Origin of the sequence: Veillonella intestinalis (genome assembly GCF_943193155.1) — a bacterium.
Lineage (GTDB): Bacteria > Bacillota > Negativicutes > Veillonellales > Veillonellaceae > Veillonella_A > Veillonella_A intestinalis.
In genome coordinates this window covers 99,267-125,929 of sequence record NZ_CALPDB010000005.1, presented here as the reverse complement: position 1 = coordinate 125,929, position 26,663 = coordinate 99,267, and the positions used below count along the sequence as shown (strand labels likewise).

Annotated in this window: 26 protein-coding genes and 1 tRNA gene; 19 read left to right on the top strand and 8 right to left on the bottom strand. The window is 38.3% G+C overall.

Annotation, left to right across the window (positions count from 1 at the left end):
- The first annotated feature begins 79 nt into the window (after positions 1–79).
- Positions 80–544 carry a thioredoxin-dependent thiol peroxidase gene (gene bcp / locus NFR44_RS07035; RefSeq protein WP_251442820.1) on the top strand — a complete coding sequence of 155 codons (465 nt, stop codon included), beginning with the start codon at positions 80–82 and terminating at the stop codon, positions 542–544.
- A 112-nt stretch (positions 545–656) separates the two neighbouring features.
- Here bcp and pflA read toward each other — a convergent pair whose 3' ends face one another.
- The 3 genes from pflA to pflB form a co-directional block, all read right to left on the bottom strand.
- The gene (gene pflA, locus NFR44_RS07030) at positions 657–1,424 is read right to left on the bottom strand and encodes a pyruvate formate-lyase-activating protein (RefSeq protein ID WP_251442817.1); all 768 of its coding nucleotides are present in this window, start codon (positions 1,422–1,424) and stop codon (positions 657–659) included.
- Positions 1,425–1,509: 85 nt separating this feature from the next.
- Positions 1,510–1,749 carry an autonomous glycyl radical cofactor GrcA3 gene (gene grcA3 / locus NFR44_RS07025; protein WP_115310840.1) on the bottom strand — a complete coding sequence of 80 codons (240 nt, stop codon included), beginning with the start codon at positions 1,747–1,749 and terminating at the stop codon, positions 1,510–1,512.
- Between the two features lies 1 nt (position 1,750).
- Positions 1,751–3,901, bottom strand: coding sequence for a formate C-acetyltransferase (gene pflB / locus NFR44_RS07020; RefSeq protein ID WP_251442814.1), 2,151 nt, complete (start codon positions 3,899–3,901; stop codon positions 1,751–1,753).
- A 650-nt stretch (positions 3,902–4,551) separates the two neighbouring features.
- Here pflB and NFR44_RS07015 point away from each other — a divergent pair.
- From NFR44_RS07015 to NFR44_RS06985, 7 genes are all read left to right on the top strand, one after another.
- Positions 4,552–5,163, top strand: a complete 612-nt coding sequence (locus NFR44_RS07015; protein ID WP_251442811.1) for a superoxide dismutase — start codon at positions 4,552–4,554, stop codon at positions 5,161–5,163.
- 207 nt (positions 5,164–5,370) lie between these two features.
- A complete protein-coding gene (locus NFR44_RS07010) occupies positions 5,371–6,177 on the top strand; it encodes a hypothetical protein (RefSeq protein WP_251442796.1) in 807 nt (268 codons plus the stop codon).
- Positions 6,178–6,264: 87 nt separating this feature from the next.
- Positions 6,265–7,386 (top strand): AAA family ATPase, encoded by a 1,122-nt coding sequence (locus NFR44_RS07005; RefSeq protein ID WP_251442794.1) that lies wholly within the window; start codon positions 6,265–6,267, stop codon positions 7,384–7,386.
- Complete coding sequence (locus tag NFR44_RS07000; RefSeq protein WP_251442792.1) at positions 7,386–8,999, top strand: vWA domain-containing protein; 1,614 nt, start codon at positions 7,386–7,388, stop codon at positions 8,997–8,999. The genes NFR44_RS07005 and NFR44_RS07000 overlap by 1 nt, the downstream gene beginning before the upstream one ends.
- Positions 9,000–9,324: 325 nt before the next feature.
- The gene (locus NFR44_RS06995) at positions 9,325–10,869 is read left to right on the top strand and encodes an AbgT family transporter (RefSeq protein ID WP_251442790.1); all 1,545 of its coding nucleotides are present in this window, start codon (positions 9,325–9,327) and stop codon (positions 10,867–10,869) included.
- Positions 10,870–10,928: 59 nt separating this feature from the next.
- On the top strand, positions 10,929–11,279 hold the full coding sequence (locus NFR44_RS06990; RefSeq protein ID WP_251442788.1) for a peptidase dimerization domain-containing protein: 351 nt from the start codon (positions 10,929–10,931) through the stop codon (positions 11,277–11,279).
- A gap of 45 nt (positions 11,280–11,324) precedes the next feature.
- The gene (locus NFR44_RS06985; protein ID WP_251442786.1) at positions 11,325–12,494 is read left to right on the top strand and encodes a M20 metallopeptidase family protein; all 1,170 of its coding nucleotides are present in this window, start codon (positions 11,325–11,327) and stop codon (positions 12,492–12,494) included.
- 89 nt (positions 12,495–12,583) lie between these two features.
- Here the strand turns inward: NFR44_RS06985 and NFR44_RS06980 are convergent, their stop codons facing one another.
- Together NFR44_RS06980 and NFR44_RS06975 are read right to left on the bottom strand one after the other, a co-directional pair.
- Positions 12,584–13,480, bottom strand: a complete 897-nt coding sequence (locus NFR44_RS06980) for a prenyltransferase (protein ID WP_251442783.1) — start codon at positions 13,478–13,480, stop codon at positions 12,584–12,586.
- A 6-nt stretch (positions 13,481–13,486) separates the two neighbouring features.
- A complete protein-coding gene (locus tag NFR44_RS06975; protein WP_251442780.1) occupies positions 13,487–14,380 on the bottom strand; it encodes a DMT family transporter in 894 nt (297 codons plus the stop codon).
- 123 nt (positions 14,381–14,503) lie between these two features.
- On the opposite strand from NFR44_RS06975, the gene NFR44_RS06970 reads away from it, so the two are divergent.
- From NFR44_RS06970 to NFR44_RS06950, 5 genes are all read left to right on the top strand, one after another.
- On the top strand, positions 14,504–15,970 hold the full coding sequence (locus NFR44_RS06970; RefSeq protein WP_251442777.1) for a nicotinate phosphoribosyltransferase: 1,467 nt from the start codon (positions 14,504–14,506) through the stop codon (positions 15,968–15,970).
- A gap of 118 nt (positions 15,971–16,088) precedes the next feature.
- Entirely contained in the window at positions 16,089–17,417 is a 1,329-nt protein-coding gene (locus NFR44_RS06965; protein ID WP_251442774.1) for a hypothetical protein, read from the top strand.
- A gap of 13 nt (positions 17,418–17,430) precedes the next feature.
- Positions 17,431–18,297: a hypothetical protein gene (locus NFR44_RS06960; RefSeq protein WP_251442771.1), complete on the top strand. Its 867-nt coding sequence runs from the start codon at positions 17,431–17,433 to the stop codon at positions 18,295–18,297.
- 12 nt (positions 18,298–18,309) lie between these two features.
- Positions 18,310–19,443, top strand: a complete 1,134-nt coding sequence (locus NFR44_RS06955) for a hypothetical protein (RefSeq protein WP_251442769.1) — start codon at positions 18,310–18,312, stop codon at positions 19,441–19,443.
- Positions 19,444–19,454: 11 nt separating this feature from the next.
- Entirely contained in the window at positions 19,455–20,207 is a 753-nt protein-coding gene (locus NFR44_RS06950; protein WP_251442766.1) for a hypothetical protein, read from the top strand.
- A gap of 258 nt (positions 20,208–20,465) precedes the next feature.
- Here NFR44_RS06950 and NFR44_RS06945 read toward each other — a convergent pair.
- Positions 20,466–20,557 (bottom strand) — tRNA-Ser (locus tag NFR44_RS06945).
- Complete coding sequence (tadA, locus tag NFR44_RS06940; protein ID WP_251443273.1) at positions 20,511–21,008, bottom strand: tRNA adenosine(34) deaminase TadA; 498 nt, start codon at positions 21,006–21,008, stop codon at positions 20,511–20,513. Before tadA ends, NFR44_RS06945 begins: the two co-directional genes overlap by 47 nt.
- 409 nt (positions 21,009–21,417) lie before the next feature.
- Here tadA and NFR44_RS06935 point away from each other — a divergent pair, with 409 nt between their 5' ends.
- Together NFR44_RS06935 and NFR44_RS06930 are read left to right on the top strand one after the other, a co-directional pair.
- On the top strand, positions 21,418–21,864 hold the full coding sequence (locus tag NFR44_RS06935) for a hypothetical protein (protein WP_251442763.1): 447 nt from the start codon (positions 21,418–21,420) through the stop codon (positions 21,862–21,864).
- Positions 21,865–22,051: 187 nt separating this feature from the next.
- Complete coding sequence (locus tag NFR44_RS06930; RefSeq protein ID WP_251442761.1) at positions 22,052–23,164, top strand: protein-tyrosine phosphatase family protein; 1,113 nt, start codon at positions 22,052–22,054, stop codon at positions 23,162–23,164.
- 97 nt (positions 23,165–23,261) lie between these two features.
- Here the strand turns inward: NFR44_RS06930 and NFR44_RS06925 are convergent, their stop codons facing one another.
- Positions 23,262–23,636, bottom strand: a complete 375-nt coding sequence (locus NFR44_RS06925; RefSeq protein WP_251442758.1) for a RidA family protein — start codon at positions 23,634–23,636, stop codon at positions 23,262–23,264.
- A 145-nt stretch (positions 23,637–23,781) separates the two neighbouring features.
- Between NFR44_RS06925 and NFR44_RS06920 the strand changes: the two genes are divergently transcribed.
- The 4 genes from NFR44_RS06920 (at position 23,782) to NFR44_RS06905 (ending at position 26,641) form a co-directional block, all read left to right on the top strand.
- Entirely contained in the window at positions 23,782–24,333 is a 552-nt protein-coding gene (locus NFR44_RS06920; protein ID WP_251442755.1) for a methylated-DNA--[protein]-cysteine S-methyltransferase, read from the top strand.
- A 146-nt stretch (positions 24,334–24,479) separates the two neighbouring features.
- Positions 24,480–24,941 (top strand): NfeD family protein, encoded by a 462-nt coding sequence (locus NFR44_RS06915; RefSeq protein ID WP_251442752.1) that lies wholly within the window; start codon positions 24,480–24,482, stop codon positions 24,939–24,941.
- Between the two features lie 12 nt (positions 24,942–24,953).
- A complete protein-coding gene (gene floA, locus NFR44_RS06910; RefSeq protein WP_251442749.1) occupies positions 24,954–25,961 on the top strand; it encodes a flotillin-like protein FloA in 1,008 nt (335 codons plus the stop codon).
- Positions 25,962–25,978: 17 nt separating this feature from the next.
- A complete protein-coding gene (locus tag NFR44_RS06905; RefSeq protein WP_251442747.1) occupies positions 25,979–26,641 on the top strand; it encodes a hypothetical protein in 663 nt (220 codons plus the stop codon).
- Positions 26,642–26,663 lie beyond the last annotated feature (22 nt).

Below are 26,663 nucleotides of genomic sequence, written 5' to 3'. Positions count from 1 at the left end.
CAACAATTAATCATTAAGGCTATAGTTAAAAGCACTGAATTGGGAATAAAAGATATGAACTATGTAAGGAGTGATATGTATGGCAGACTTAAAAGTCGGTGATAAAGCACCTGAATTTTCAATTGTGAATGATGCTAATGAAGTTGTTAGCTTAAAAGAATTAATGGGACAAAAGGTGATTTTGTACTTCTATCCTAAAGATAATACACCTGGTTGTTCTGTAGAGGCACAACAATTTAACGAGGCCTATGAAACATTAAAAAAGGCAGGCTATGTTGTGCTTGGCGTAAGTCGAGATACAGTAAAACGTCATGTTAATTTTAAAGCTAAATATGATTTGCAATTTGATTTACTGGCTGATACGGAAGAAACTTTATGTAATGCCTATGGTGTTATGAAAGAGAAAAAATTATATGGCAAAGTATCAATTGGTATTGAACGCTCTACTTTTGTCATTGATGAAAAAGGCATTCTTACTCATATTTATCGTGGTGTAAAAGCCAAAGAACATGTAGGGCAATTATTACTAAATCTTGGCTTATAAGGGCTGAGAAGCATTAGTCATTTATGTTGGTTTTTCTTTCAATCCTCTTTTGGCCAAAGTCGTAGTATGGAGGGGAGAAGTATTTCTTCTTTGATTTACTATAAGTATTTATTTAGATAGAGGGAGATTGTAAGGGACTCCACCAATGTCTACGATAGGCTTTGATACCTTCTAAAACAATAGCCGAGGCTTTACTAGCTAATACTTTGCTAGCAGGTGGGATACCGTCTAAGCGATAGGTAATGCCGAGTTCTTTATATTTTGCTTGGCCCATTACATGATAAGGGAGGCAGTCTATAGTTTCTAAGTTTTTCAGACGGCCAATAAAGAAACCGAGACGATACCAACGATCTGCATTATCTGTAATTGTAGGGACTACTACATGGCGAATCCAAATTGGTACATGGTGTTCATCAATAAACTGAGCAAATTGTAAGATTTGTTGATTGCTTTGGCCTGTTAGTTCTCTGTGTTTCGTATCGTCGATTTCTTTGATATCCAAAATAACGAGACTGGTAACGGACATGAGAGTTTCATAGGCTGCTCGTTGGCTCTCTTCGAAATAGATGCCGCTTGTATCAAGGCAGGTGTGCACGCCACGGGCTCTAAAATATTTGAATAATTCAATAACAAAAGGTAATTGCATTAGGGCTTCGCCACCAGTTACGGTAAGGCCACCATTTTTATAGAAACTTTGATTTCGTTCAAATTGTGCCCATACTTCTTTGATGGTTATATTTGTACCTTGCTGCGCATCCCAAGTATCAGGATTGTGGCAATACGCACAGCGTAAAGGGCAGCCCTGTAAAAATAGAACCATACGTACCCCAGGGCCGTCAACAGTGCCCATAGTTTCTAGTGAGTGAATTCGTCCAATCATAGTTTACCTTTCTAAAAATAAGATAATAGGCTCCTCGTAATGGGGAGCCTATTATGCTATATATTACAGCGAGGAGGGGGATTTATTACATTTGTTCGTGGAATGTACGGGAAATAACTTCATCCTGTTGCTGTTTTGTTAATTTGTTGAAATGTACAGCGTAGCCTGATACACGAACTGTAAGTTGTGGATATTTTTCAGGATGTTGTTGGGCATCGCGAAGCATTTCACGGTCAAATACATTTACGTTAAGATGGTGGCCACCTTTTTCAGAATAACCATCTAATAATTCTACTAAATTGTCAATTTGTTGTTGGTTGCTCATATTATTTGTCCTCCTTTTCAGCGATGGAAACATTGGGCTCACGGCACGCTAAGTTTTCATTATTAACAGGTAAGTCGGTAGGTAAATCGCTTTGTAAAATGGAATCAAGATCTAAATCAATGTCTAAATCGCTCATGCGAATCATAGTTTCCCCATTTTTACCGAGTGCATCAGGAATAATGGAGAATGTATTGGAAATACCATCACTACAATCACGCCAAGGCATTTTCGCGACGGAAGCCATAGAAGAAACGGCGCCATGTGAATCGCGGCCGTGCATTGGATTAGCCCCTGGTGCAAATGGCATACCTTGTTTACGTCCGTCTGGAGTGCTACCTGTGGCATTCCCATATACTACATTAGATGTAATAGTTAAGAGGGACATAGTTGGGATGCTTTCACGGTATGTAGGATGTTTACGAATTTTATTCATAAAGGCCGATACAACTGTAGCGGCTAAATCATCAACGCGGTCATCATCATTACCATATTTAGGGAAGTAGCCAGTGATTTCAAAATCCACAGCAATACCATTTTCATCGCGAATTGGTTTTACTTTTGCATGTTTAATAGCCGATAAGGAATCGGCAACTACTGAAAGACCAGCAATCCCAGTGGCGAACCAGCGCGTTACTTTGCGGTCATGGAGGGCCATTTCCAATTTTTCATAGGCGTATTTATCGTGCATATAGTGAATGATATTGAGAGCATTCACATATACGCCAGCGAGCCATTCCATCATATCATCGAATCGTTCCATTACTTCGTCAAATTCAAGATATTCAGAGGTAATAGAGCGATATTTTGGACCTATTTGTTTCTTTAGCTTTTCATCAATACCTCCATTGATGGCGTAAAGCAAGCATTTAGCAAGGTTACAACGAGCACCAAAGAACTGCATTTCCTTACCGATACGCATTGGTGAAACACAGCACGCAATGGCGTAATCATCACCGCTGTTAGGTCGCATTAATTCATCGTTCTCATACTGAATAGAAGAGGTTTCAATAGACAATTTAGCACAGAAGCGTTTGAAACCGTCTGGTAAACGAGGGGACCAGAGGACTGTTAAGTTTGGCTCTGGTGCAGGTCCTAGGTTAGTTAAGGTGTGAAGATAGCGGAAGGCCATTTTAGATACTAATGGACGACCATCAGATCCCATACCGCCGATGGATTCAGTAGTCCAAACAGGATCGCCTGTAAAGAGGTTATTGTATTCAATGATACGTGCGAAGCGGACCATGCGAAGCTTCATGATGAAATGGTCGACCATTTCTTGAATTTCTTCTTCTGTATAATGGCCTGTTTGTAAGTCTCGTTCTGCATAGATATCTAAGAAAACGGTGTTACGGCCAATTGACATAGCAGCGCCATTCTGCTCTTTGATGGCTCCTAAATAACCAAAATACAACCACTGAATGGCTTCTTTCGTATCTTTGGCTGGATGGCTAATATCAAAGCCATAAGAAGCAGCCATTTCTTTTAGTTCTTTTAAGGAACGAATTTGATCACGGATTTCTTCGCGGTCACGAATTAATGTGGCGGTCATGTCGCCCATGGTGATGGAAAACTCTTTTTCTTTTTCCTCGATTAAGCGATCAACCCCGTATAAGGCAATACGACGATAGTCGCCAATAATACGGCCACGGCTGTAAGCGTCTGGTAGGCCTGTAATAATATGAGCTGAACGAGCAGCCCGCATTTCTGGCGTATACACATCAAATACGCCGTCGTTGTGAGTTTTTCGATGTTTGTGGAAGAAATCTTCCAGCTGTGGATTCATGTCAAAGCCGTATTCTTTGAGGGCCATTTTGGCTGTGCGTAAGCCACCATAAGGGAACATAGCCCGTTTTAACGGTTTGTCTGTTTGTAGGCCTACAATTTGCTCTAGGTCTTTAATAATATAGCCTGGGCCATGGGAAGATACTGCTGTTGCTACATCAGTATCGGCGTCGAGTACGCCACCTTTAGCTTTTTCTTCTTCGTAAAGGCGTAATACTTCTTGCCAGAGTTGTTGTGTCCGTTCGGTTGGACCTACTAGGAATGAGTCGTCCCCTACATAGGGGTTATAGTTACGTTGGATAAAGTCACGTACATCGATGGCTTTATCCCATACACCTGTAATGAAGCCTTTCCATGCAGTATGTTGCATTATAGCACCTCCATTAAGGAAATAAAGAATGTTTAAGATACTTTAAGTGTATACTGTATTGATAAGTAATTCAATATTTGTAATGATATTATTTTTCGATTTAATCTATGCTAAAAATAAAAGATGAAGAAATGAAGAAGTTTTATAATTTGAAATTTAAATATCTATGTTTAGATTTTGTATAATTTATGTAAGAGGGGATTATAGGTTTGAGTTTAAGTTTGTCTGAATGGATTATTTTGTTCGCACAAAGAAGATTTTCTGCCTATAAATGTTTTAATAGACCAATTATAATCAGTATTTATCTGCTATATATACTGAAATGATAGGAGTTTATAAATTTTGAATTATTATTGTTTTAGCTTTCATGGAACACAATAGTTATCGACATTAAATATGTTTGTAAAATATATAATTTATTCACCTATTTTTAGAAGATGACTCTTTTTATGAAAAATAAATCGATATTTTTAAAACTAGTTATAGACAAACTAAATGAAAAATGTTATCATTAATATATCGAAAGATAGAAAAATATGAATTTAGTTTTTGAAACTTACTTCAAATATTTTTAATATGTTATGTATATGAGTAGGATAATAAAGAATCCTACATTATGTTTACCCCAATATGGGGGAGGAGGTATTTTTATGGCATACACATTACCAGAATTACCATACGCTTATGAAGCTTTAGAACCGCATATTGATGCAGAAACAATGCATTTTCATCATGATAAACACCACAACACATATGTTGTGAACTTAAACGCTGCGATTGAAAAACATCCAGAATTGGGTGAAAAAGACGTAGAAGCGTTAATTACTGATTTGAACGCAGTGCCAGAAGATATTCGTACAGCTGTGCGCAATAATGGTGGCGGCCATGCGAACCACACATTCTTCTGGAACATTTTAGCTCCAAATGCTGGCGGTAACCCTACTGGTGCTATTGCTGGTGCAATTGATGAAGCATTTGGTAGCTTTGAAAACTTTAAAGCTGAGTTTGGCAAAGCGGCTGCAGGTCGTTTTGGTTCTGGCTGGGCATGGTTAGTAGTTAACAATGGTAAATTAGAGATTGTTTCTACACCTAATCAGGATTCTCCATTAACTGAAGGTAAAACACCTGTGTTGGGCCTTGATGTATGGGAACATGCATATTATTTAAAATATAAGAATGCTCGTCCTGACTATGTAACAGCTTTCTGGAACTTAGTAAACTGGGATCAAGTAAATAAACATTACGCAGCAGCTACAAAATAAGAGCTGACTGGTGACGGACATTCTCGCTAGTCCGTATATATAATGGGAAGGAGCCCCTTCGGTCAATTGGCCGAGGGGGCTCTTTTTGTTATTTATAATTTTTTAACGACAAAATCATTGAGAAATGGTATCATATACATATAAACGAAATTATTCAATATAATAGAATGCAATTAAAATGCAAGTAATAGTGAGTAAGGAAGTCACATGGATAACGAAAAGAATTTACGTATTGTAAGTATCAATCCATATGCGATTGCACAAATAGATAATCCTACAGAGGAAATGAAATTGACAGCACTTCGCAAAAATGGCATGGTACTACAATATATCAAAGACCCTACACCTGAAATGGTGGATATTGCGATGACTAATGCGCCACGCGCCATTCAATACATTAAAAATCCATCCCGCGAATTGTTAGAACTCGTAGTTTCAAAAGGGTGGAATAATTTAGAACTTATTGATAATCCTGATGAAGGATTAATTCGTATAGCCTTAGCACAATCAGGTTGGGCCATTCAATATTTAAAGAACCCTAGTGAGGAATTGCAGTTGGAAGCAGTGGCCTCTAATTATGATGCTATTAAATTTATTGAAAGTCCCTCAGAAGCGGTGCAATTAGCGGCGGTTAAGCAAAATTATCAGGCCTTAAGTTATATTAAAGAGCCTACGGCAGCAGCTATTGATTTAGCCGTAGCGTTAGATCCTCAAGCTGTTCGTTTGTTAGGGGAGGTAACGGTTGATCAGGCTTTGCATTTCATTACAATTAGTAGCTTAATTACTAAATATTTACCAGCGGGTTATATGATTCCACCTATTTATTTAGAGGAAACTTTAAAAGTGGTATTAGCTGATGAAAACACGACTGAGCAATATGTGCGAGATTTAATAAACTGTACGTATATTGGTAAACATAATAAAGGCTTTGAAGCGGATGTAGTAGGCTTGATTGATAAATATGGTAGTCAAAAAGCTCGACGGGTTGCGGTTGATGAATTGTTGAAGTTTTAATAGTAGACTATAAAAAGAGTAACGTATAAAAATAGAGTATTAAAATACAGAATAGTAAAATAAAGTAAGGTAAGAAGGATAGTATATATGAATTTTGTTGAAACAATGAAAAGTGTAGAATTAGTGTTGGCAGCAGGTCAAGTACCGTTGTTGATTGGTGAAACCGGGATTGGTAAAACCTCTTTAGCTCATAAATTAGCTGTTCAAAAAGATTGGGCGTTGGTGACTATTGATGGGAATTTGTTAAAAGAAGGGGAAATCGGTGGCTTACCTACGGTAGATAGTTTTGTTCGTCAATTGGATGATGGCACTATGGCTACTGAAAAAGTAACCGTTTATGCGATTCATTATAAATTAAAAACGATTGCTGATGAATTAGCCGCAGGACGCACAGTATTATTATTTATAGATGAAATTAACCGCTGTGAACATGCGGTACAACAAGAATTAATGAATTTAATCTTGAATCGTGAAATTAATGGTTTTACGTTAGGGAAAGATGTTCATATTGTAGCGGCCATGAATCCTACTAATAGTTATGATTATCAGACAGTAGAGATGGATGTGGCACAGCAGAACCGTTTTGTATGGCTTCAAATGGAACCAGATTATATGCAATGGCTTGATTGGGCGGCTGAAGTTAAATTAGAACCAATGGTAATGGAATTCATTAGTACGTATCCTGAATATTTGCATAAGATGAACGAAGACGATATTTATGCTACCCCTCGTAGTTATGAGCGTGTGTCTGCTTTATATGCCATGTATAAAGAAAATCCAGATGCCGTTGGAAAAGATGTATTCTTTAATGTTATTCGTGGTAATGTGGGTAAAGTAATTGCACAAGAGTTTGTGAGCTTTGTTGCCGCTGATCATGAGCCATTGATTACTTTTGATGAGGTATTTAGTGGCGAAACTTTGGAGGAAGGCATTGTTGCTCGTTTGCAAAAAGAAAGTCATACTCGTTTGTATTTGACTGCTAAAAATTTAATGAGACATATGGAATTACGGGCCCATCAGTTATTTGTGGATGAAAAAACAGCACAAGATTTAATGAGACGCTTCATGACATTCATGCAGCAGTATCCAGAAGATTTGCAAATGGCAGTAATGAAAGATATTCGTAATAATTTTCCTAAGTTTTATGCAGAAGCCATTAAAAGTGATGACTTTGTAAATACCTTTTTTGATTTACAACGGAGTTTATAATGTCTATTAATAGTGAAATTGATATTGTTACTCGCCGGGATTCTGTGGTTACTGTCACACCTACGTCAAATGATCCTTTAGAAGCTACAAGAGTTGCTTTGTTAAATGAAGCAAAGCAGATTGTAACAGCTTGGCAACAAGAGCGAGACGCGCTACAGCGGGCTCAAGAGATTAAAGATAATGCCTATACAAATTCTATTGGGTATGCGATTACAGAAGCCGCTGCATTAGCCGCAGGCAAACGCGATTTAGCTGTGGGCATGGTTGATTTAGAAGCTAGTGAAGATTTTAAACAGCGATTTTTAAAATTCGTTTCAAAATTAAATTTACGATTAATTGAAAATGATTCTTTTTATGGCTATTTCTTTTTACAGGTAGGACAGGAAATTCGCTTTACTATGACTAGTGGCACGGGGATTAATTTTAAAGGTAGTCGTTATGTTATGTACTTTAATCCTCTCATATTCCTTGATATGACACCGGCTCAAATGATGAGTTCTATTAAGCATGAAATTTTGCATGTTATTTCCTTGCACCTCATTCGTGCTAAGCGGCTCTATGAGCGGTATACACCTTTAGCTATCAACCTAGCTATGGATATTGTGGTGAATAACTATATTGAACCGTTGCCACCAGGGGCTATTGATGTAAAATGGTTAAATAAAAATTTTGGCACTCATGTAGTAGCTTTTAAGCCATTGGAATATTATGTAGATGAGATTCAAGCCCATATTGATATGGCGCGTGAAACGGACGGTGCTACAGAAGTGGAAGATGGTTTAAGTGATGTGCCCATGAGATCTACTGATGTATCTGATTCTTTTGATGCAGCGAAAAGTCATGATATTTGGGCTGAGTCTGATCAAGTGGATGGGGATTCACAGCAGCAATTGACTGATAAGGTGGTTGATAATTCAACTAAAGGTGATTTGCCAGGATATTTGGCGGGGTTACTTAGTGAAATGAAGCAACATCGTGCTAGTTTGCCTTGGTCAGTTTATTTGAAACGCCTTATTGGCTCAGTCGCTTATGGCCATCGTAAAACGACCACGCGTCGTAGTCGTCGTCAGCCAGAGCGTTTAGAGTTACGTGGTACGTTGCGAAAACGGCGTGCTAAAATTGTAGTAGCTTTAGATTGTAGCGGTAGTATTACAGATGGGGCCTTTCGTCAAGCTATGCTAGAAGTGCTTGAAATTACAAAGAGTTATGACTTTGAAATTACTGTAGTAGAGTGTGATAGTATTATTCGACGCACTTATACAGTGAAGAAAATTCAAGATGTAGAACCTCGTGTAACGGCTCGTGGGAGCACATTATTTACACCAGTAGTGGCATATGCCAATGATTTACAAGCAGACTTAGTCATTTATTTTACCGATGGTAAAGGGGAAAAGCATTTAAAAGTTGCGCCTAAGCATTATAAAATTTTGTGGGTCCTTGTCGGTGAAGAGGCTAAGTTATCCCTTGAAACTCCATGGGGCTTAGTGAAACGCTTGGCACAAACTGTTAAAGAATATGATATGACTATCGATTATGAACGAACGGATGGATATTCTATGAATAACCAAGAAGGTTTTTCGATGGCTAATCAAGAAAAGGACTGGGACGACTAATTGGGGGCGTCGTTTCAGATACAGTGTTTTATGAATAGTAAAAGCCTTATTTTGGGTAATCACTCACAGTAAGGCTTTTTTGTTTTTTAGAAAGTTCGAGGTATGCGTAATTGGTATAGAGTTCACATAAGATGTAATAGTGTTTCGTTGACATGGACTGTTCTGTAATGGTAGTATTATTCTATAGAAAAATAAACTCAAAAGGGGAATCTAATCAAAATAGTAGTACAAATCGTAGAGTAGTACGAGGTCTTGATTAGATTTTTATTTTTATTTTTATGTTTATGTTTATATTTATGTTGTATGTCATAGAGGAGGAGAGAGAATGGCAGAACCAAATATAAAAAGTAAGAAAACGGTTATGGAATTATTTTTAAGTGGTGTAGAAACCGTTGGTAATAAACTACCGGATCCGGCATCCTTGTTTATTATTTTAGCGGCTATAACGATTTTAATTTCCGCAGTATTAGGCAACTTAGGGGTGGAGGCTGTTCATCCTGGCACGCAAAAGGTGATTAAGATTGTTAATTTGCTTTCCGTTGATGGCTTTAGACAAATTTGGTCTAAGGCAGTTAGCAATTTCTCTAATTTTGCTCCGTTAGGTATGGTACTAGTTGCTGTTATCGGTGCTGGCGTTGCAGAAAAAAGTGGCTTTTTATCGGCCTTTATGCAGAAAATGCTAGGAGACGCCTCCAAAGCAATGGTAACGTTTGTTATCATTTTTGTAGGTATTAATGGCAATATTGCAGGCGATGCTGCCTTTGTTGTGTTGCCTCCAGTAGCAGGGGCTATTTTCTTAGGCATGGGTCGAAATCCTCTATTAGGCGTATTTACGGCGTATGCTAGTGTAGCGGCAGGCTTTGCAGCTAATTTGTTACTTGGTATGTCCGACTCCCTAGCATATGGGTTCACCGAAGCAGCAGCTCATATTGTAGATCCAGAGTATGTAGGGTCGCCGGCGATTAACTATTACTTTTTAGTGGCATCTTGTATCTTATTAAGTATTACAGGGACGTTTGTTACAGAAAAAATTATGGCGCCTCGTTTTTCTAATGAAAATTTAGATAAATATGAGTTAGATGCTGAGTCCATTACATTAACTGAAACGAAAAGTAAAGCGGTTAACAAGGGCTTATTGGCGCTACTTGTTACAATTATTGTGGTAGCTTTATTATGTATTGGTGAACGGCCATTATTAGGAAATCCTGAAACAGGTTCTATTATGGATGCGAAATCGCCATTCATGGAAGGTATTATTTTATTGGTAACGATTATTTTATTTGTGCCTGGTTGTGTGTATGGCTTTGCGTCAGGAAAATATAAGAATGATAAAGATTTATTTGGTGATATTTCGCTAGCTTTTAAGGATATTTCTTCTTATATCTTACTTTGTTTCTTTTGTGCACAATTTACAAATTACTTTAACTGGTCTAATTTAGGGGCTGTACTAGCGATTAAAGGAGCGGGTACGTTACAAGCATGGGATTTTACAGGAATTCCATTGATTATTGGTTTAATTTTAGTATCTTGTATAGTTAATATTTTTATTGGCTCTGCATCCGCTAAGTGGGCGATTTTAGCACCTATTATGGTTCCTATGATGATGATGCTTGGGTATGATCCGGCCTTAACTCAAATTGCCTATCGTATTGGTGATTCTATTACGAATCCATTGTCACCTTTATTCTATTATTTCCCATTAGTATTAGGTTTTGTTCGTAAATATGAAAAGGATGCAGGGATGGGTACCGTTATTGCGAATATGATTCCGTATTCATTTTTCTTTACGATTGTATGGGTTATCATGATTACCGTATGGGTTCTCTTTAATTGGCCATTAGGACCAGGTGGCAATATTTATTTACCATAAGTATTGTTTTAAGGCATATACATTAAAGAAAAGAAGTCTTTATAAGTAAGGAGTTATATATGAAATTTTCTGAACGAATAACGTTTGAGATAGAAATTACAGGGTCCTCCGCACATGCGTCAACACCTCATTTGGGACATGATGCTATTTTAGCAGCGAGTTCAATTGTCTTAGCTTGTCAGTCCTTAGTGAGCCGCGTTAATGATCCGCGTAATCCATTAGCCCTAAACTTAGGAACTATTAAAGCGGGTAAGCAATTTAATATTATTGCGGATTCAGTTTTAATTGGGGGCTTATTATTAGCACAAGATAAGAGCCAAGGTGAGATGATTTTCAAAGAGTTGAAAGAATTAGTGAATTCAGTTGCCTTAGGTTTAGGCTGCCGTGGTGTTGTACAGGTGAAAGCATAGAATTAGCACATTAGAGTAGACGTAGTGAATTTAAATGGAGTATATATGAGCATGAGACAATTGGCAGAAGCCATAAAACCATATATTATAGAACAACGGCGTTTCTTACATGCCAATCCTGAATTAAGTAAAATGGAAGTAGAAACGACGAAACATATTGTTGAAGAGTTACAATCCCTTGGTGTAGAGGTTCAGACTTTTTCAGACATTACTGGTTGCGTAGGGACTATAAAAGGGGCTAGTGAAGGACCTACTATTATGCTACGCGCTGATATTGATGCATTGCCGATTCAAGAGAGTAATGAAGTAGCATACGCCTCAAAAAATGCGGGTGTTATGCATGCTTGTGGGCATGATTGTCATACGGCGATGTTGTTGGGGGCCGCTAATTTATTGATGGCACAAAAAGATAAAATAGCAGGTACTGTTAAACTATTATTTCAGATGGGAGAAGAAGTGGGGACTGAATCTCGTCGCTATGTAGAACGCGGTGTGTTGCAGGATGTAAATGCTATCTTTGGTATGCATATTTGGAGTTTGTTAGAGGCAGGTACTGTAAATATTGATGATGGCGAACGAATGGCTTGCAGTGATCGTTTCACTATTAAAGTAAAGAGCACATCTGCTGATATAGCATTGCCTGAACAGGGTGCAGATGGCATTCTAGCCGCGTCAGCTATTGTTGTGGCCTTACAGAGTTTAGTTACTCGGTATAAAACCGTAGAGGATACCTTAGTGGTTAGTGTGTGTCAAATGAATGGTGGTAACGCCGTTGATTCACTAGCAGATACAGTTGAATTAGTGGGGACAACGCGGGCTTTTAATCGAGAACTGCGTGAAAAACTTCCTACTTTAATAGAAAATATAGCGACACAGGCTGCTAGCATTTATGGCTGTGAAGTAGCTTGTGAGTATGTGTTTGGTCCGGCACCGCTTATTAATGAACATATACCGCTAAATGATTTAGCTCGCAAGGCCGCGGCTGCAGTTATGGGCGAAGAGGCTTTAGTTCCTATGATAAAGGAAATGGGCGCAGAAGACTTTTCCGTATATTTAGAACATGTACCAGGTGTATTTGCTTTCCTAGGGGCACGCAATAAAGAGAAAGGCATATGTTGTGTGCACCATGCATCAAATTTTGATGTAGATGAAGATGTATTGCCTAGTGGCAGTGCTTTATATGCCGAATTTGCATTACAATATTTGAAACAATAATATTCATCAAACACTGATTTATCTACAAAAAGAGCTGTAACAAAAGATGGCGTTTATCCGCCGCTTTGTTACAGCTCTTTTATATTTTTTTATCCAATTAACAGACCTACACTTACTAATACGTGATATATGGTTACGCTAATGGAGGTAAATTTCATGGCTTCATTCATTTTTACTACATCGGCGTAGCGCGCTAAGATAACCGAGCTTTTAAAAGCGGGGATCAAAGCAAGGGCGCCTAATAATGTAGCATAAGGCAGTTTGTCTAAAAGGGCCCATAGCAGTAGCCAAATAACACAGAATACAAACAAAGCTCGCAGTAGGCGAATGCCTTCATCTTTGCCGAGGAGAATGACTAAGGTACGACGTCCATGGGCTTTATCATTACTGAAATCTCGTAAATTATTAGTCATCATGATGTTCCCAATTAAAATAGTGGAAGGTATGGCAGGAATTAAGAAATCCCAAAACAAAGTGCCTGTCCAGGTATAGGCTGTGATATAGACAATAGCAAAGCCCATGGCAACACCAGAAGCTAATTCACCGTATGGTGTTCGAGAGATAGGTTTAGGTCCGCCTGAATAAAAGAGACTAATTAAGATACAGACAGTACCAGCGGGAATAAGCCACCAAGATACTTGGGCGGCTAATATGATGCCTAAGATAATGGGGGTGATGGTAAAAATATAGCCTAAGCGTTTAACTTGAAGCGGTGAAATGCCTTCTCGTACTATGGTTCCACTATTGCCAGCCGCTTGATTTAGATCAAGGCCTGATTTGAAATCAAAATATTCATTCCAAATATTAGCGGCGATTTGGGCACTCATGACACAAATTAAAATTAAAAGCGTATAGAATATACTCAAAGCCGTACTTTGTGCTTGGGGATGCATTGTGCTAGCAAAGGTAGCGCCCAAAATGACGGGGCTAAAAGCAGCCGTTAAGGTACGAGGTCGAGCTAGTCGATACAATTGTGAAAATGTCATCAATACTTACTCCTTTCGACGACAAAGGGGACCAATATGTAAAGAAGGGGGACAAGGGAGTTGTGCTAATAAGACACCTGTACACATAGCAATAAGTCCCCATATTTCTTGATAATTAAGGCGTTCACCTAAAATAAAATAGCCCATAACACCAGCAAATACGATTTCAAGGCTCATAATGAGGGAGGCTTGGGTTGCTGGTAATTGGCGTTGTCCTAAGAGTTGGCCTGTAAAGCCTAGACCAGCGGATAGAATGCCGCCCCAAGCAATAAAGAGCCACGAATTTTCAATAATTGTCCAAGAAAATGGCTCAGATAAAAGGGCGGCGATGCCTGAAAATAAAGCGCACCCAAAAAATTGCCCCATAGCTAGTTTAAAGGGATTATACTGTTTGGTGACTTTACTTAATACGACAATATGTAAGGCCCAGAAGAGGGTAGAGATTAAAATTATACCATCTCCATAGGAGGGGATAAAACTTTCTTTTAAACTTAATAAGGCGGCCCCAATGACTGAGCATAGTACGCCGGCTAAGGCGAGCAAGCTAATTTGTTGCCCTATAAAAAGGCCGATGGTAGGTACAATTACAATATAAAGCGCCGTAAGAAAGGCTGCTTTAGAGGCCGTAGTATAGGCGATAGCATATTGTTGTAAACTGGCGCCTAAGAATAGTAAAAAGCCCAATAATAAAGAAATCCATATAATAGAAACCTTAGCTTTTTGTGGCGGTGCACTTTGTTTCATAAAAATTAGTAAGGGACTAACAGTTAATACACCTAACAAAAAGCGTGTTGCATTATATGTATGTGGACCTACTAAATCAGAAGCTAAGCGCTGGGCTACAAATGTGGAGCCCCAAACAAAGGCAGTCAGTAATAAACATAAGCGAGCCTGTAACATAAAAAGAGGATTCCTTTCTATAAACATAGAATTATATAAGGATAGGCACTAACAATTGTAGCTTAAATAGTAGTGCTTGTAAATTATTACTATATTAGATTATGCAGAGATGAGGAATTTATCGTGATTAGTAAAGCGTTACTGACAGATTTATATCAATTCACCATGATGCAAGGCTTATTTAAAGAAAATTTACATCGTACACCTTGCGTATTTGACCGTTTTTATCGTAAAAATCCATTTAATGGTGCGTATACGGTAGTCGCTGGGTTAGAGCATGTCATTGATTATTTAAAACATCTATCGTTCAATGAAGAAGATATTGCGTATTTACGAAAAACAGGTTTGTTTGAAGACGATTTTTTAGAATATTTAAAAGAGTTTCGTTTTACTGGTACAGTATATGCTGCACCAGAAGGATCTATTGTATTTCCTGGAGAAGTGTTAGTTCGCATTGAAGCCCCTAAAGATGAAGCTATGCTTATCGAGACACCGCTATCCATGTATTTGAATCATGAGTCTTTAATTGCCACCAAAGCGCGCCGTATTCGTAGTGTTGCTGGTAATGATAGCTTAGCTGAATTTGGTATGCGTCGCGCGCAAGGCACAAATGCAGCCGTATATGGTGCGCGTGCCTCTATTATTGGTGGTTTTAATGGTACGAGTAATGTGTATTCGGCCGCTCAATATGGCATTAAGCCTGTAGGTACCATGGCTCATAGTTGGATTATGAGTTTTCCTGATGAATTGACGGCCTTTCGTTCGTATGCGGCTCAATACGAAAATATGTTAGTTTTATTAGTGGATACGTATGATACCTTACAACAAGGGGTACCTAATGCAATTCAAGTATTTAAAGAGGTTAAAGAACGCCGTGGCGGTACAATGCCTAAGGGGTATGGTATTCGCTTAGATAGTGGTGATTTATCATATCTATCCCAAGAAGCTTTTCAAATGTTAAAAGACGCAGGTTTTGAAGATGCCACTATTTTTGCGTCTAATGACTTAGATGAACATCGCATTGCTGATTTGAAAAGTCAACATAGTGCCATTACCTCGTGGGGCGTAGGGACAAAACTCATTACCGCTGATGGTACCTCTGCTTTAGGCGGTGTGTATAAATTGGCTGGGCAGTGGAATGAAGATGGTCAATTTATGCCAACTATGAAGTTTTCCGATAATATCGAAAAAGTGACCAATCCTGGTTGTAAAAAGGTATTACGTCTTATTAATCGGCGTAATCGCAAATTGATTGGCGATTTGATTTGTTTGATTGATGAAACGATAGATACAACGAAGCCATATACTTTTGAAAATCCTATGTATCCATGGAAATGTACTCATTTAGAAGCGAATAGTTTTGATGTAGTCGATTTATTAGTGCCGATTTTTGAAAAGGGCGAATTGGTTTATGATTTGCCAAGTTTACCTGATATTGTAAGTTATGCGAATGAGCAGATTAAATTATTATGGCCTGAATACTTGCGTTTAAATCGTCCGCCAGTAGTGAAAGTGAATATTAGCCATAAACTTCATGAGTTAAAACAAGAATTATTATTGCAAAAAGTAAAACGTAATCATCATGAGTAAATTACGTTTCAGGGAAAGTATGAAAATTTAAGTATTTATATAATTCATGAAAATTATACGTTTTAGTTATATACTAATTATATAGCAAATTTTAATTAGCCGCAAAGGAGTGTGTGAGATGCAACGAAAACATATATATGGGTTAGTAATGGCCGCTCTCTTAGGAAGTAGTATTGGCACGGTTGTGCAAGGGGCCGAAGTAAATACGGCTACGCTAGGAATGGTATATGCCGTAAGTGAAGCCTCACAAGCCTCGAAAGAGAAGGTTGATAAAACGATAGAACCAGCTAGTGAAACCGCTACAAATCAGGCTACGGCCTTGTCTATGAATAGTGGGATTCAGCCTGTATTGGTAAGTCCTGTATTTACTACTGTAGATAATAAGAGATTGAATACACCTCAGGGCGTGACTGTATTTGATTTAAAACGTATGATAACACCTCAAGGCATGATAGATGGAACGGCTTTTCTTTCAGCTAAGGAATTTAACGATGAATATGTAAATGATATTCGTGAATTAGCCAAAACTAAAGAAGTTAATGTGCCAGAATTAAAAAACTTCCAAGGTGAGATTTTCCGAGATTGGAATGCGTATCAATTACGTGGGGAAGATGAAAAAGGTGTTCATACGGCATATGTAGTTGATCTAGCTTTAGGTAAAGACTATATTCAAGGGGAACGAGCTGAATTACGATTAACGAAAGCTTTATGGGAGTTCCTTGAAAAAGAAGTCGATGGGTCGATGACTTCGAGTACAGCTGTACGTGGCAGTGGTGTTAACTTATTAGATTCTTTGCAATCTGCACAGCAAGCTACGGGTTTTGTTGGTGATGTATCTGATATTGCTACATTTGGCTCATCCAGTGATACTGACAAAATGCCTCATACCTGGCAGTTCATGAAAGAATTTAATAAGTCCGTATTGGCAGAAAACGAAGCGTGGTTAGCACCGTATCCAACTACGTATGAACCAAATAGTTTCCGCAAAGCAACTATTGAGGGCTATCAAGCAGTAAAAACTTCGCAAGATCCAGTGGCGTTTAATGCATTTTTCAATTTATATAAAAATAAATTCGTTAACGCTATGGTAGCCGATTTAGCAAATCATGAAAAAGAATTAGCTAAAGAGGCGCAGAGCAATGAACGAGCTAAAGAAAAATTAATCATGAGTGGTAAGATTCGGGAAGGTTTACAGAAATTCTTCGCCACCTCAGGCATCCATGCCGATACATTGGGCGATATAAAAACTGTTAATTCTCATATAGGAACGATGTTATATTCAGATAGTCGTATGGCCCTTACCTTTGATAGTTATGAAATCCCTGTAGGGAATATTAATTTGATTCGCTATGAAAAAGAAGGCCCTATATTTACCTTCTTAGTTACGAATGATGGGGATTTTAATTATTGGGAAAAACAATTAAAAGCAACCTATGGAATTCAATAAGGAGGATATAGTTATGAATTTTTGGAAACGAAGTGCACTAGTGGCCACGTTATTAGTAGCTAGCATACCTTTTTATGGACAAGCAGCTAGCCAAAATACAATGAGTACAACCTCACAAGCTGTAACAACCAGTTATATTAGTGATGGAGCTGTTGAAGTGCTAGGCCATAAAGGGGCTATTACAGTACCTAGAGATGTAACAATTCGCCGATTGTCAGATACCGTTCTTGTACCAGTTTTTGCTGAATTCATTGAAAAAGGATTACAAGAAGACATTGCTAGAGGGCCACAGTTACGAAGTTGGGAAGATAATAAGTTATTAATCGGTGAAGAGCGGGAAGCTAGTTTAAAAGCTTACGAACGGCAACAAAAACAATTACGTTATATGAATGACTATCGGCTTGGTGAAAAAGCTGATGTATATCAATGGCAATTAAAAGATAGTGATGGTCGTAAGACGGCTACCGTATTTGGATTAGTATTGACGCCAGAAACGACAAAGGGCTTATCTAATTTAGCACATAAGGAATTTATTGATAGTCAATTACCTGCTTTAAATGCACAATGGCTACAAAGTGATGGTAAATTATATAAAAAAGTGCAAGAATTAGCCATGAATAGTGGTGCATCTGCATTTGCTTATACTAAAGCAGAGTTGAAAGATCAAACTCCATGGGCTCGATTACCGCATAGTACCCATCCAGCCTACATGGCAAGCACTCGTTTCTTTGCTGGTGCTAATGGGCTAGAATTGCCATATTACTTGCAAGGTGCTGTCGTATTGACGGAACCAAATCCAGTGGCTTATGTATTAGTTACATCGGATGTAGAAAAGGAGGTCTTTGCACCTCGTTTTGTACAGTTCATTCAAGAGTTATAAGAGGGAGAATTTATGAAATTAAAAAATAAACGGCAATTCCTATTAGCACTTGCTATTGGTGTGGGAGTTTTGGCGAATACTAGTGCCGCTGCTTCTGCTGATACAACTGTTATTAATGGGCAGTCTCAAAATAAGCCAGTCTTAACTGGCAACTTTGAAACCATAAATGCTAGCTCGTTGGCGCCAGTTACAGCTATAGATACGAGAAGCCATGTTTGGCAGACTACGGATGGTAAGCAAATCGCTTTAGGAAATACGGTTAAAGTATTTGACTTAAAGAAAACGGTGGAAGCTAATATGGCAGATCCATCCTTGTATGGTAAAATTATAGATTTGTATAATGTTCAGTACGCACAGGTTATACGTAGCTTGGCGCAAAAGGATAATTTAGATGTGCCTATCTTGACTGAATATAATAAAAATACAATTAAAAATCTTAATCTGTATCAGTTTCAAGCACAGGATGCTGAGGCTCATCATGTGGCCTATGGAATTGAAGTTCAGTTAGAGCCTGATTCCATTGTGTATAGCGAAGAAGGCTATCAGTTGAGTCGTAAGGTGATTTTGCAGATGATAGAGGCTGCTGAAAAAGATAATAATAAGGAAGCTGTGCAAACTTTACAGGCTGAATTAAAACAATATGATGATTTTTACCAAAATAAACGAGTAGGTTATCATCCAAATGAATTATATCGTTGGTCTGAGATTCAAAATCGTGAAAAGATTGCCAATGGTAAAAATTTAGGTAGTTCAGATATCTATGCAATGCAGATAATGCAACAGTTTTCTCAAAGTTTTGCGAACCAACAAGCTGTGGGTGGTCTTGATATGCAAGGGGTAAAACCTGAACAAAAAGAGTTTATGACTCAAGTTCAAGCTTTACAAGAAGCCACTTTGAAAACTATGAAAATAGAAAACTTATCTGCTAATGCGGTGCCGCAAATTAAGGAAAATACGGCGTTAGGTAAACTTGTATTTAATCATCAGCGTTCTAATATAATCTATGATGGCTATCAAGTGCCAACAGCAGGCTTTTCTATGATTCGTTATGAAGCAACTGGGCCGATTATTACAATTGTAATGGCTAATGATGCGGATGGCGAATTTTGGCAACAACAATTTGAAAGAATCTTACAATTAAAATAGGGGGCTTATTAATGAAACAATGGAAAAAATGGGCACTAACAGCTACTTGCTTAGTTGGGGTAGTTAGTACGGTGCCAGCTGTTAATGCAGCTAGTTTGTCAGCGAATACTAATAGCAAAGTGGTAGCACAGAAAGTAATTGGAGGTACCGCTAATTTACCAAGTAATGTAACAGTAAGCCGCTTATCAAATAGTATTTTTATCCCAGGTTATATTGATTTAATAGAAAAAACAGCAACTAAAGAAACTGGGAAAGCAATTCAAAATAAGGATTTTAAATTAGGTGAAGCGGTTGATGCTTATCAGTGGCAGTTGAAAGATAAAAAATCTTTAAAAACGGCTAATGTATTTACTATGGAGTTAACACAAGAAAATACAAAGGGCTTTTCTGCTCTATTAAATCCAGCTTTCGTAAAAGAACAGTTGCCAATGATTAATACTATGTGGCTTCAAAGTGAACAACAGGTCAATAAGTTTTTACAAGGGACTTTGCAAAATGGCGCTGTTAATTCGCCAAGTATGAATATAACCGTTGATATGGAAAATCAAACACCTTGGACAGAATTAAAAGGTACACAGTATCCTACATATACAGCAGGTACCCGTTTATTCGTAAATGCGCAAGGCGTTGAGTTGCCATTTTATGTACAAGGGGCTATGATTTTAAAAGAGCCTAATCCAGTAGCCTATATAATGGTGACTTCTGATGTAGAACGTAAGGCATTTACGCCAGTGTTTGAGAACTATATTAAGAGCTTTAAATAGGTTAGACGGAAACTAGTTTTCTCGTATAAAGCCTTGTATTTACTGGGTTGAAAGATTATATTGCAAGCGTTATAAATCAAACCTGAATGAACAGTTATAAATCAAATTTAAGACGGTAATTAGACGGAAAAAGTTGAAAACTATGGCTAATTTCTAATGATTTGACAAAAAGAAAAACCTCTTATGATACTAGATGTTACCTAGTATTGTAAGAGGTTTGATTATTATTGGAATTAATCGAAAAATACGGTACATAGATGGCGGAGAAGGAGGGATTTGAACCCCCGCGCCGGTTTTGCCGACCTACCGCATTTCGAGTGCGGACCCTTCAGCCTCTTGGGTACTTCTCCGTTTTTTACGACGCTCTTTGAAAAAATCTTTCATTATTTGACTGCATTCATCAGCTAATACACCACTTAAAATATCTGGCTCATGATTTAATCCAGGATGTGTGAGTACATTAAATAAAGATTCTACAGCGCCTCCTTTGTAATCACTACTGCCATAGACAACACGGTCAATTCGACTGTTAATAATGGCACCAGCGCACATCGGACATGGCTCTATAGTAACATAAAGAGTGCAACCGGTCAACCGCCAACGATCAAGTATTTCACAGGCCTTACGAATGACTAAAATTTCAGCATGAGCCGTGGCATCATGATCTAATTCTCGGCGATTATGGTGTCGTGAAATAATTGTATCATCTTTTACAATGATGGCTCCTATAGGAATTTCGCCTAATTCATAGGCTTTACGGGCTTCAACAAGGGCCTCTTGCATATAGTCTTGATCTGTCATGATTACCTCCTTGCACTTACTGTATATACTATATAATAAAATCTCTCTTTTTGACTATATTAATTTTTTATTTATAGGTTGTGATTTTATATACACATGGATAGTTATTTATAGTGATTAAAAGTTATTTATAGGATTGAACATTACTTATAGGACTGAATATCACTTATAGTGACTTATTGTTATTTATAGTTAATATTTTAAGTTCATGAATTATAGATGAGTATTCATGAGAAAACTTCACATAACTCTCACGGTTTTCACATGTGGAGTTCATGTTATCCCTGTATTCTATACACATAGCAAGAAACTCTTACAAGAAATTGAGTTTTCACCTCGTATCGAAGCTCATCGTAAGAGATTGCTATAGAATTTCCCTTTTTTTATAGTATAGCAAAGGAGTCTTAGTATGAAAGAACCATCTCAAAGTTTACTGAGAAAGGTTGCTGTACTAGGTGTACTCGGTGGCATGCTTTGGGGCACATCACTGGCTGCTGAGCCGTCAGCGGTACAACCAGCAACCACACATCCTCAGGCAGTAGAAACAAGTGTTTCTATGAAAGGTCCACATGAAATGGGCTTAGACCGTAGGCCGTATACTATGCCGACCGCCTATGATGATATGGTACGGGCACGTTCGATGGCACATAATCAGGTAGAAGCTAATGCAGCTATTTTCTTGATGCCGCAGACTATGTATGGAGCATCTCGTAGCAATGCAGGTCATATGCCAGTTGATTATGACCGTAGAGCGCATCATAGCAAAGAGCGTCAGTATCAACCAGATAGGAGTCCACAAGAAGAGGGACATTCGCAGAAACCTTCCCATGCTTCTATTCCAGAAGCAACCTTTTAAGCTTCATTAGCTTTAAAGACTCTCTCTAAAACACACACTAAACACAAACGCACAAAAAAACACACACAAACACAAAAAAACACACACAAACACAAAAAACACACAAACACACAAACACAACACACAAACGAAGAAGCCTGTGAATTGATACTTTACAGGCTTTTTTGTTTTATGAAAGGAATTCGTTATGAAACGAAAATCAAGTGCTATATGGCAAAGGGCGGCTTTAATGACCATTGTAGGGACTACTGTATATGGAACTTCTTTTGCTCAGGAAGCAGTACTTCCTAAAGCTGCAATACCTCGCCTAGCATTACCAACCCAAGAAAGCCGGCTTGAAAGTGAAGTCGCTCATAAAGCAGTGGCAGATTCTATTCAGCTTACTTCAAAGCAGGCGATTAATCCTAATGCGGTATATGCAGATAAACGACTTGTTAATCCCTATACCCCTTATATGTGGCGTGAAGATAGTAAAGACGGAGCTAGATTACCTGTTAATTTTAGAACTACTCATGATCATTATAAATTAGGTATTGAGGATGTATCACCATCCAGAAAGGGCTTAGCATATACTCAAATGTCGGGTAGTGGGCAGCCTACAGAAGCTCAATTCAAGCAGTTAGCCAGCACTTTACGAACAAAAACAGATGGTCCTATTTATGTAGTTGATTTACGACAGGAAACACATGTATTCGTCAATGGAATTCCCATAAGCCATTATGGGAAGCGTAATTGGGGCAATGTAGGAGAAAAGCAGATTACTATTTTAGATAAGGAAAAAGAGTTGCTGGCTACTTTACCGCAGACAACCTTACAGCTAGCTACCTTAAATAAAGAAAAAGAAGCAATTAATGAACAGTCTATCATGGTAGAGTCTGTTAAGACTGAAGCGATGGTAGCTAAAGAGCAAGGGCTACATTATCTGCGGCTAGCTACTACAGATCATATTTGGCCTGATGAAATGAGTATTGATAAATTTATTGCGTTTTATAAGACCTTGCCTAAGAATAGTTGGCTTCATTTTCATTGTGAAGCTGGTAAAGGGCGAACGACTATTTTTATGGCTATGTATGATATTATGAAAAATCCGAATGTACCTTTAGAAGATATTTTAAGTCGTCAGCAGGTATTAGGTGGTAATAATGTAGCATATACCACTGATGAGGATACTTGGAAAGCTCCTTATTATGAAGAAAAAGCGTTGATGATTCGTAAGTTTTATCGTTATGTACAACAAAATCATCATACTAATTTTCAATTGACTTGGAGTGAGTGGTTGCATCCGACTGCCATTATATAGCGGTGTATAGGGTAAAACAAAAAAGCACTTCCTTTGGGAACTAATCATAGTTAGTTTTGGGGAAGTGCTTTTTATTAGTTTGAGCAATAGAAATCTATTATTCAGCGATAGCGATAACTTCTACTTCTACAGAAAAGTTAGCTGGTAATTCTTTAACAGATACACAGCTACGAGCTGGTTTGCTAGTAAAATAGTCTGCATAAATTGCATTGAATTTAGCAAAGTCATTAATGTCGGCTAAGAAACAAGTTGTTTTTATTACTTTGGAGAAGTCTGTGCCAGCTTCTTTTAAAATAGCCTCAATATTTTTCATAGCTTGTAATGTTTCCGCTTCTACGCCACCTTCAACTAATTTGCCTGTTGCAGGATTGATGCCACCTTGGCCAGAAATAAATACAAAGCCATTGGCTTTAATAGCTTGAGAGTAAGGGCCTAGTGCTTTAGGGGCGTTTTCAGTGAAAACTGGTTTCATAATAAAACTCCTTTCATAGACAAGTACGAACTTAAATTAGTATAATTTATTTATAAGACTATTATAAAATAAGTTGTCTCATAAGTACACCTATAAATGGACAAAATATAGTAAAATGTACAATTCCAATGTAAAGGAGATTCCTATGGCTGATATTTTATATTCACAAACGAAAGATTTTTCTGAAGTAGGCTCTATTACACTCTATAGTGATGGGACGTATTTAGTGGGTCTTACTATGCCATCACAACAATATACATTGCCAGCAGATACTTTGAAAATAGAAGAGGCATCCTTGCCTATTTTCGATGAAACTTTTGCTTGGTTAAGTGCGTATTTTAAAGGGCATATTCCAAAGGAATTGCCACCGATTCGTTTTATTGGTACTGACTTTCGTCGGTCTGTTTGGCAAGCATTGTGCCAGATTCCAGCAGGCTCTCTTATTACATATGGAGATTTAGCTAAAAAATTATATCCGCAAGATAATAATATGGGAATTAGAGCGCGCGCAATTGGTGGCGCAGTAGGGCATAATCCAATCCCAATTATTGTGCCTTGTCACCGTGTGATTGGTAGTAATCGCAATTTAACAGGCTATACTGGTGGTTTGGCAGTTAAAGTAAAACTTCTTGAATTAGAAGGGATTGATGTGAGTCAATTAAAGTGGCCAAAGCGGACGACAAAAAATACAGTATAAGTTGTGAAACGTTTTCTGGTACTATATGGTCTGGAAAGCGTTTTTTATTAATTCATTGAAATTTTAAGGGATATAAAAGAGGTATTTTTTATATCTGTATCGAATAATATAAATAAGCCTAAAACAATGGTGAAAGGAGGAGAGGCATGATCACATATTTGGTCATTGGTGGCGTAGTTCTACTTGGTATTGAATCAGTAGTACCAGGTATTGGTATATTTGGTTTATTAGGTGTTATTGCTTTATTGGGGGCCCTCTATTTATATCTAGGTGCTGGCATGCTCGCGGCTATGGTAGTCGCTGTAGTAGCAGTTATTGCCTTGATTGTAGGTGTTTGGCTTATAAAAAAAGCGCCTAATAGTCGCCTTGGTAAAGCGTTAACCTTGACATTAGAATCTACGAAAGAACGGGGCTATAGCGGTAATGAGGAACGCACCGATTTGCTTGGTAAAACGGGTATAGCTCAATCAGTATTACGTCCTGCAGGGCGGGTTTTATTTGATGATAAACCAGTTGATGTGGTGACGGATGGTGAATTTTATGAACCTGGTACAGAGGTAGTAGTTGTCGAAGTAACAGGTGGTCGTATTGTAGTTAGAAAAGTGTAATGAGGAGGAATTATGGAAGATTTATTGAGCTTTAGCTTTATTTTTGTTATTTTTGCTGCTGTTGTGGTAATCTCTTTATTTTTCCACTTTGTCCCTTTAGGGCTGTGGATTTCTGCGTTAGCCGCTGGGGTAAATGTTGGTATTTTTACTCTCATTGGGATGCGTTTACGTCGGGTATCGCCATCGAAAATTGTGCTACCATTAGTAAAGGCGAATAAGGCAGGCTTAACTGTCAATGTAAACCAGTTAGAAGCCCATTATTTAGCGGGTGGTGATGTTGACCGGGTAGTTGATGCTTTAATTGCTGCTGAACGAGCATCTATTCCGTTGACTTTTGAACGAGCTGCCGCCATTGACTTAGCTGGCCGTGATGTATTAGAAGCGGTACAGATGAGTGTAAATCCTAAAGTGATTGAAACGCCAACCATTTCAGCAGTTGCTAAAAATGGTATTGAGCTTAAAGTGCGTGCTCGCGTAACGGTACGTGCCAACATTGACCGTTTAGTGGGTGGTGCTGGTGAAGCCACTATTATCGCCCGTGTTGGTGAAGGTATCGTAACAACAGTAGGTTCTTCCGAAGAGCATACAGATGTATTGGAAAATCCAGATCATATTTCTCGAACTGTATTGAATAAAGGTCTTGATGCAGGGTCAGCGTTTGAAATCTTGTCCATTGATATTGCGGACGTAGATGTGGGACGTAATATTGGTGCTCAACTTATGACAGATCAAGCTGAAGCAGATAAAAATATTGCTCAGGCGAAGGCTGAAGAACGCCGTGCTATGGCGGTAGCTAAGGAACAAGAAATGAGAGCGTATACCCAAGAAATGCAGGCAAAGGTTGTGGAAGCTCAAGCAGAAGTACCACAAGCTTTATCACAGGCTTTGCGCGATGGTCATATGGGTGTTATGGATTACTATAATATGAATAATATTATGGCTGATACTAAGATGCGTGAAACCATTGCTGATGGTGAAACAGCAGAATTATCAACACAGCAAGATGGGCGTAAGAAGTAAGTAGCGGAGGCTAATTTATGGATTCATTAGGCTTTCTCTTGTTTTTATTAATATTAGGTTTTGGGATTTTTAATAATCGGAAGAAGCGACAAAAGCATCAACAAGATAATCAAAGTGAGTCTGATTCAGTAGATATGAATTCTACAGAACGAGAGCCTTATGATTGGTCGGAGCCGGGGCAACAGTCTCGGCCAGGACCAAAGGCTAAGCCGAAGACAGCATCTAAAGGAGAACTATCTTGGGAAGCTATGGAAGAGTACTATGGCATAAAGATGGAACGCAAGGATGAGACGCCGGCCGCTAATAATCAAAAAACAGTGTTAGAGACGAAACCGTCCTCCAACCAGGAGCGTCGTTCGGTAGATCGAAAATCTACAGTTGATGAATTGCGCGATATATTAATAACAACATCACAGGAAACAAAAAATCAAGAAAGTAAAGCACGTGAAAGGAATACTCGTGATACAAGCTTAGATAAAGTAATCACGGCAATTTCACAAGTTTCACAAGCTAAAACAGTACAATCGATGCCCCAGGGGACAGTCTGGGAACCAACGCAGTTAACAGGAACACGTAAACGTTCACAGGCATTACCACCAGGAGGTTTAAAAGCGGGGATTAAGTGGTCCCTGATTTTACAGGCGCCAAAGGCTAAGCAACAAGGTGCCTATCGACGTTAAATACACTGCAAGTTGGAAAGGA

Bases quoted from the DNA above. Each gene is read 5' to 3' on its own strand.
- bcp (WP_251442820.1), top strand. From the start codon at position 80: ATGGCAGACTTAAAAGTCGGTGATAAAGCACCTGAATTTTCAATTGTG.
- pflA (WP_251442817.1), bottom strand. From the start codon at position 1,424: ATGATTGGACGAATTCACTCACTAGAAACTATGGGCACTGTTGACGGC.
- grcA3 (WP_115310840.1), bottom strand. From the start codon at position 1,749: ATGAGCAACCAACAACAAATTGACAATTTAGTAGAATTATTAGATGGT.
- pflB (WP_251442814.1), bottom strand. From the start codon at position 3,901: ATGCAACATACTGCATGGAAAGGCTTCATTACAGGTGTATGGGATAAA.
- NFR44_RS07015 (WP_251442811.1), top strand. From the start codon at position 4,552: ATGGCATACACATTACCAGAATTACCATACGCTTATGAAGCTTTAGAA.
- NFR44_RS07010 (WP_251442796.1), top strand. From the start codon at position 5,371: ATGGATAACGAAAAGAATTTACGTATTGTAAGTATCAATCCATATGCG.
- NFR44_RS07005 (WP_251442794.1), top strand. From the start codon at position 6,265: ATGAATTTTGTTGAAACAATGAAAAGTGTAGAATTAGTGTTGGCAGCA.
- NFR44_RS07000 (WP_251442792.1), top strand. From the start codon at position 7,386: ATGTCTATTAATAGTGAAATTGATATTGTTACTCGCCGGGATTCTGTG.
- NFR44_RS06995 (WP_251442790.1), top strand. From the start codon at position 9,325: ATGGCAGAACCAAATATAAAAAGTAAGAAAACGGTTATGGAATTATTT.
- NFR44_RS06990 (WP_251442788.1), top strand. From the start codon at position 10,929: ATGAAATTTTCTGAACGAATAACGTTTGAGATAGAAATTACAGGGTCC.
- NFR44_RS06985 (WP_251442786.1), top strand. From the start codon at position 11,325: ATGAGCATGAGACAATTGGCAGAAGCCATAAAACCATATATTATAGAA.
- NFR44_RS06980 (WP_251442783.1), bottom strand. From the start codon at position 13,480: ATGACATTTTCACAATTGTATCGACTAGCTCGACCTCGTACCTTAACG.
- NFR44_RS06975 (WP_251442780.1), bottom strand. From the start codon at position 14,380: ATGTTACAGGCTCGCTTATGTTTATTACTGACTGCCTTTGTTTGGGGC.
- NFR44_RS06965 (WP_251442774.1), top strand. From the start codon at position 16,089: ATGCAACGAAAACATATATATGGGTTAGTAATGGCCGCTCTCTTAGGA.
- NFR44_RS06960 (WP_251442771.1), top strand. From the start codon at position 17,431: ATGAATTTTTGGAAACGAAGTGCACTAGTGGCCACGTTATTAGTAGCT.
- NFR44_RS06955 (WP_251442769.1), top strand. From the start codon at position 18,310: ATGAAATTAAAAAATAAACGGCAATTCCTATTAGCACTTGCTATTGGT.
- NFR44_RS06950 (WP_251442766.1), top strand. From the start codon at position 19,455: ATGAAACAATGGAAAAAATGGGCACTAACAGCTACTTGCTTAGTTGGG.
- tadA (WP_251443273.1), bottom strand. From the start codon at position 21,008: ATGACAGATCAAGACTATATGCAAGAGGCCCTTGTTGAAGCCCGTAAA.
- NFR44_RS06935 (WP_251442763.1), top strand. From the start codon at position 21,418: ATGAAAGAACCATCTCAAAGTTTACTGAGAAAGGTTGCTGTACTAGGT.
- NFR44_RS06930 (WP_251442761.1), top strand. From the start codon at position 22,052: ATGAAACGAAAATCAAGTGCTATATGGCAAAGGGCGGCTTTAATGACC.
- NFR44_RS06925 (WP_251442758.1), bottom strand. From the start codon at position 23,636: ATGAAACCAGTTTTCACTGAAAACGCCCCTAAAGCACTAGGCCCTTAC.
- NFR44_RS06920 (WP_251442755.1), top strand. From the start codon at position 23,782: ATGGCTGATATTTTATATTCACAAACGAAAGATTTTTCTGAAGTAGGC.
- NFR44_RS06915 (WP_251442752.1), top strand. From the start codon at position 24,480: ATGATCACATATTTGGTCATTGGTGGCGTAGTTCTACTTGGTATTGAA.
- floA (WP_251442749.1), top strand. From the start codon at position 24,954: ATGGAAGATTTATTGAGCTTTAGCTTTATTTTTGTTATTTTTGCTGCT.
- NFR44_RS06905 (WP_251442747.1), top strand. From the start codon at position 25,979: ATGGATTCATTAGGCTTTCTCTTGTTTTTATTAATATTAGGTTTTGGG.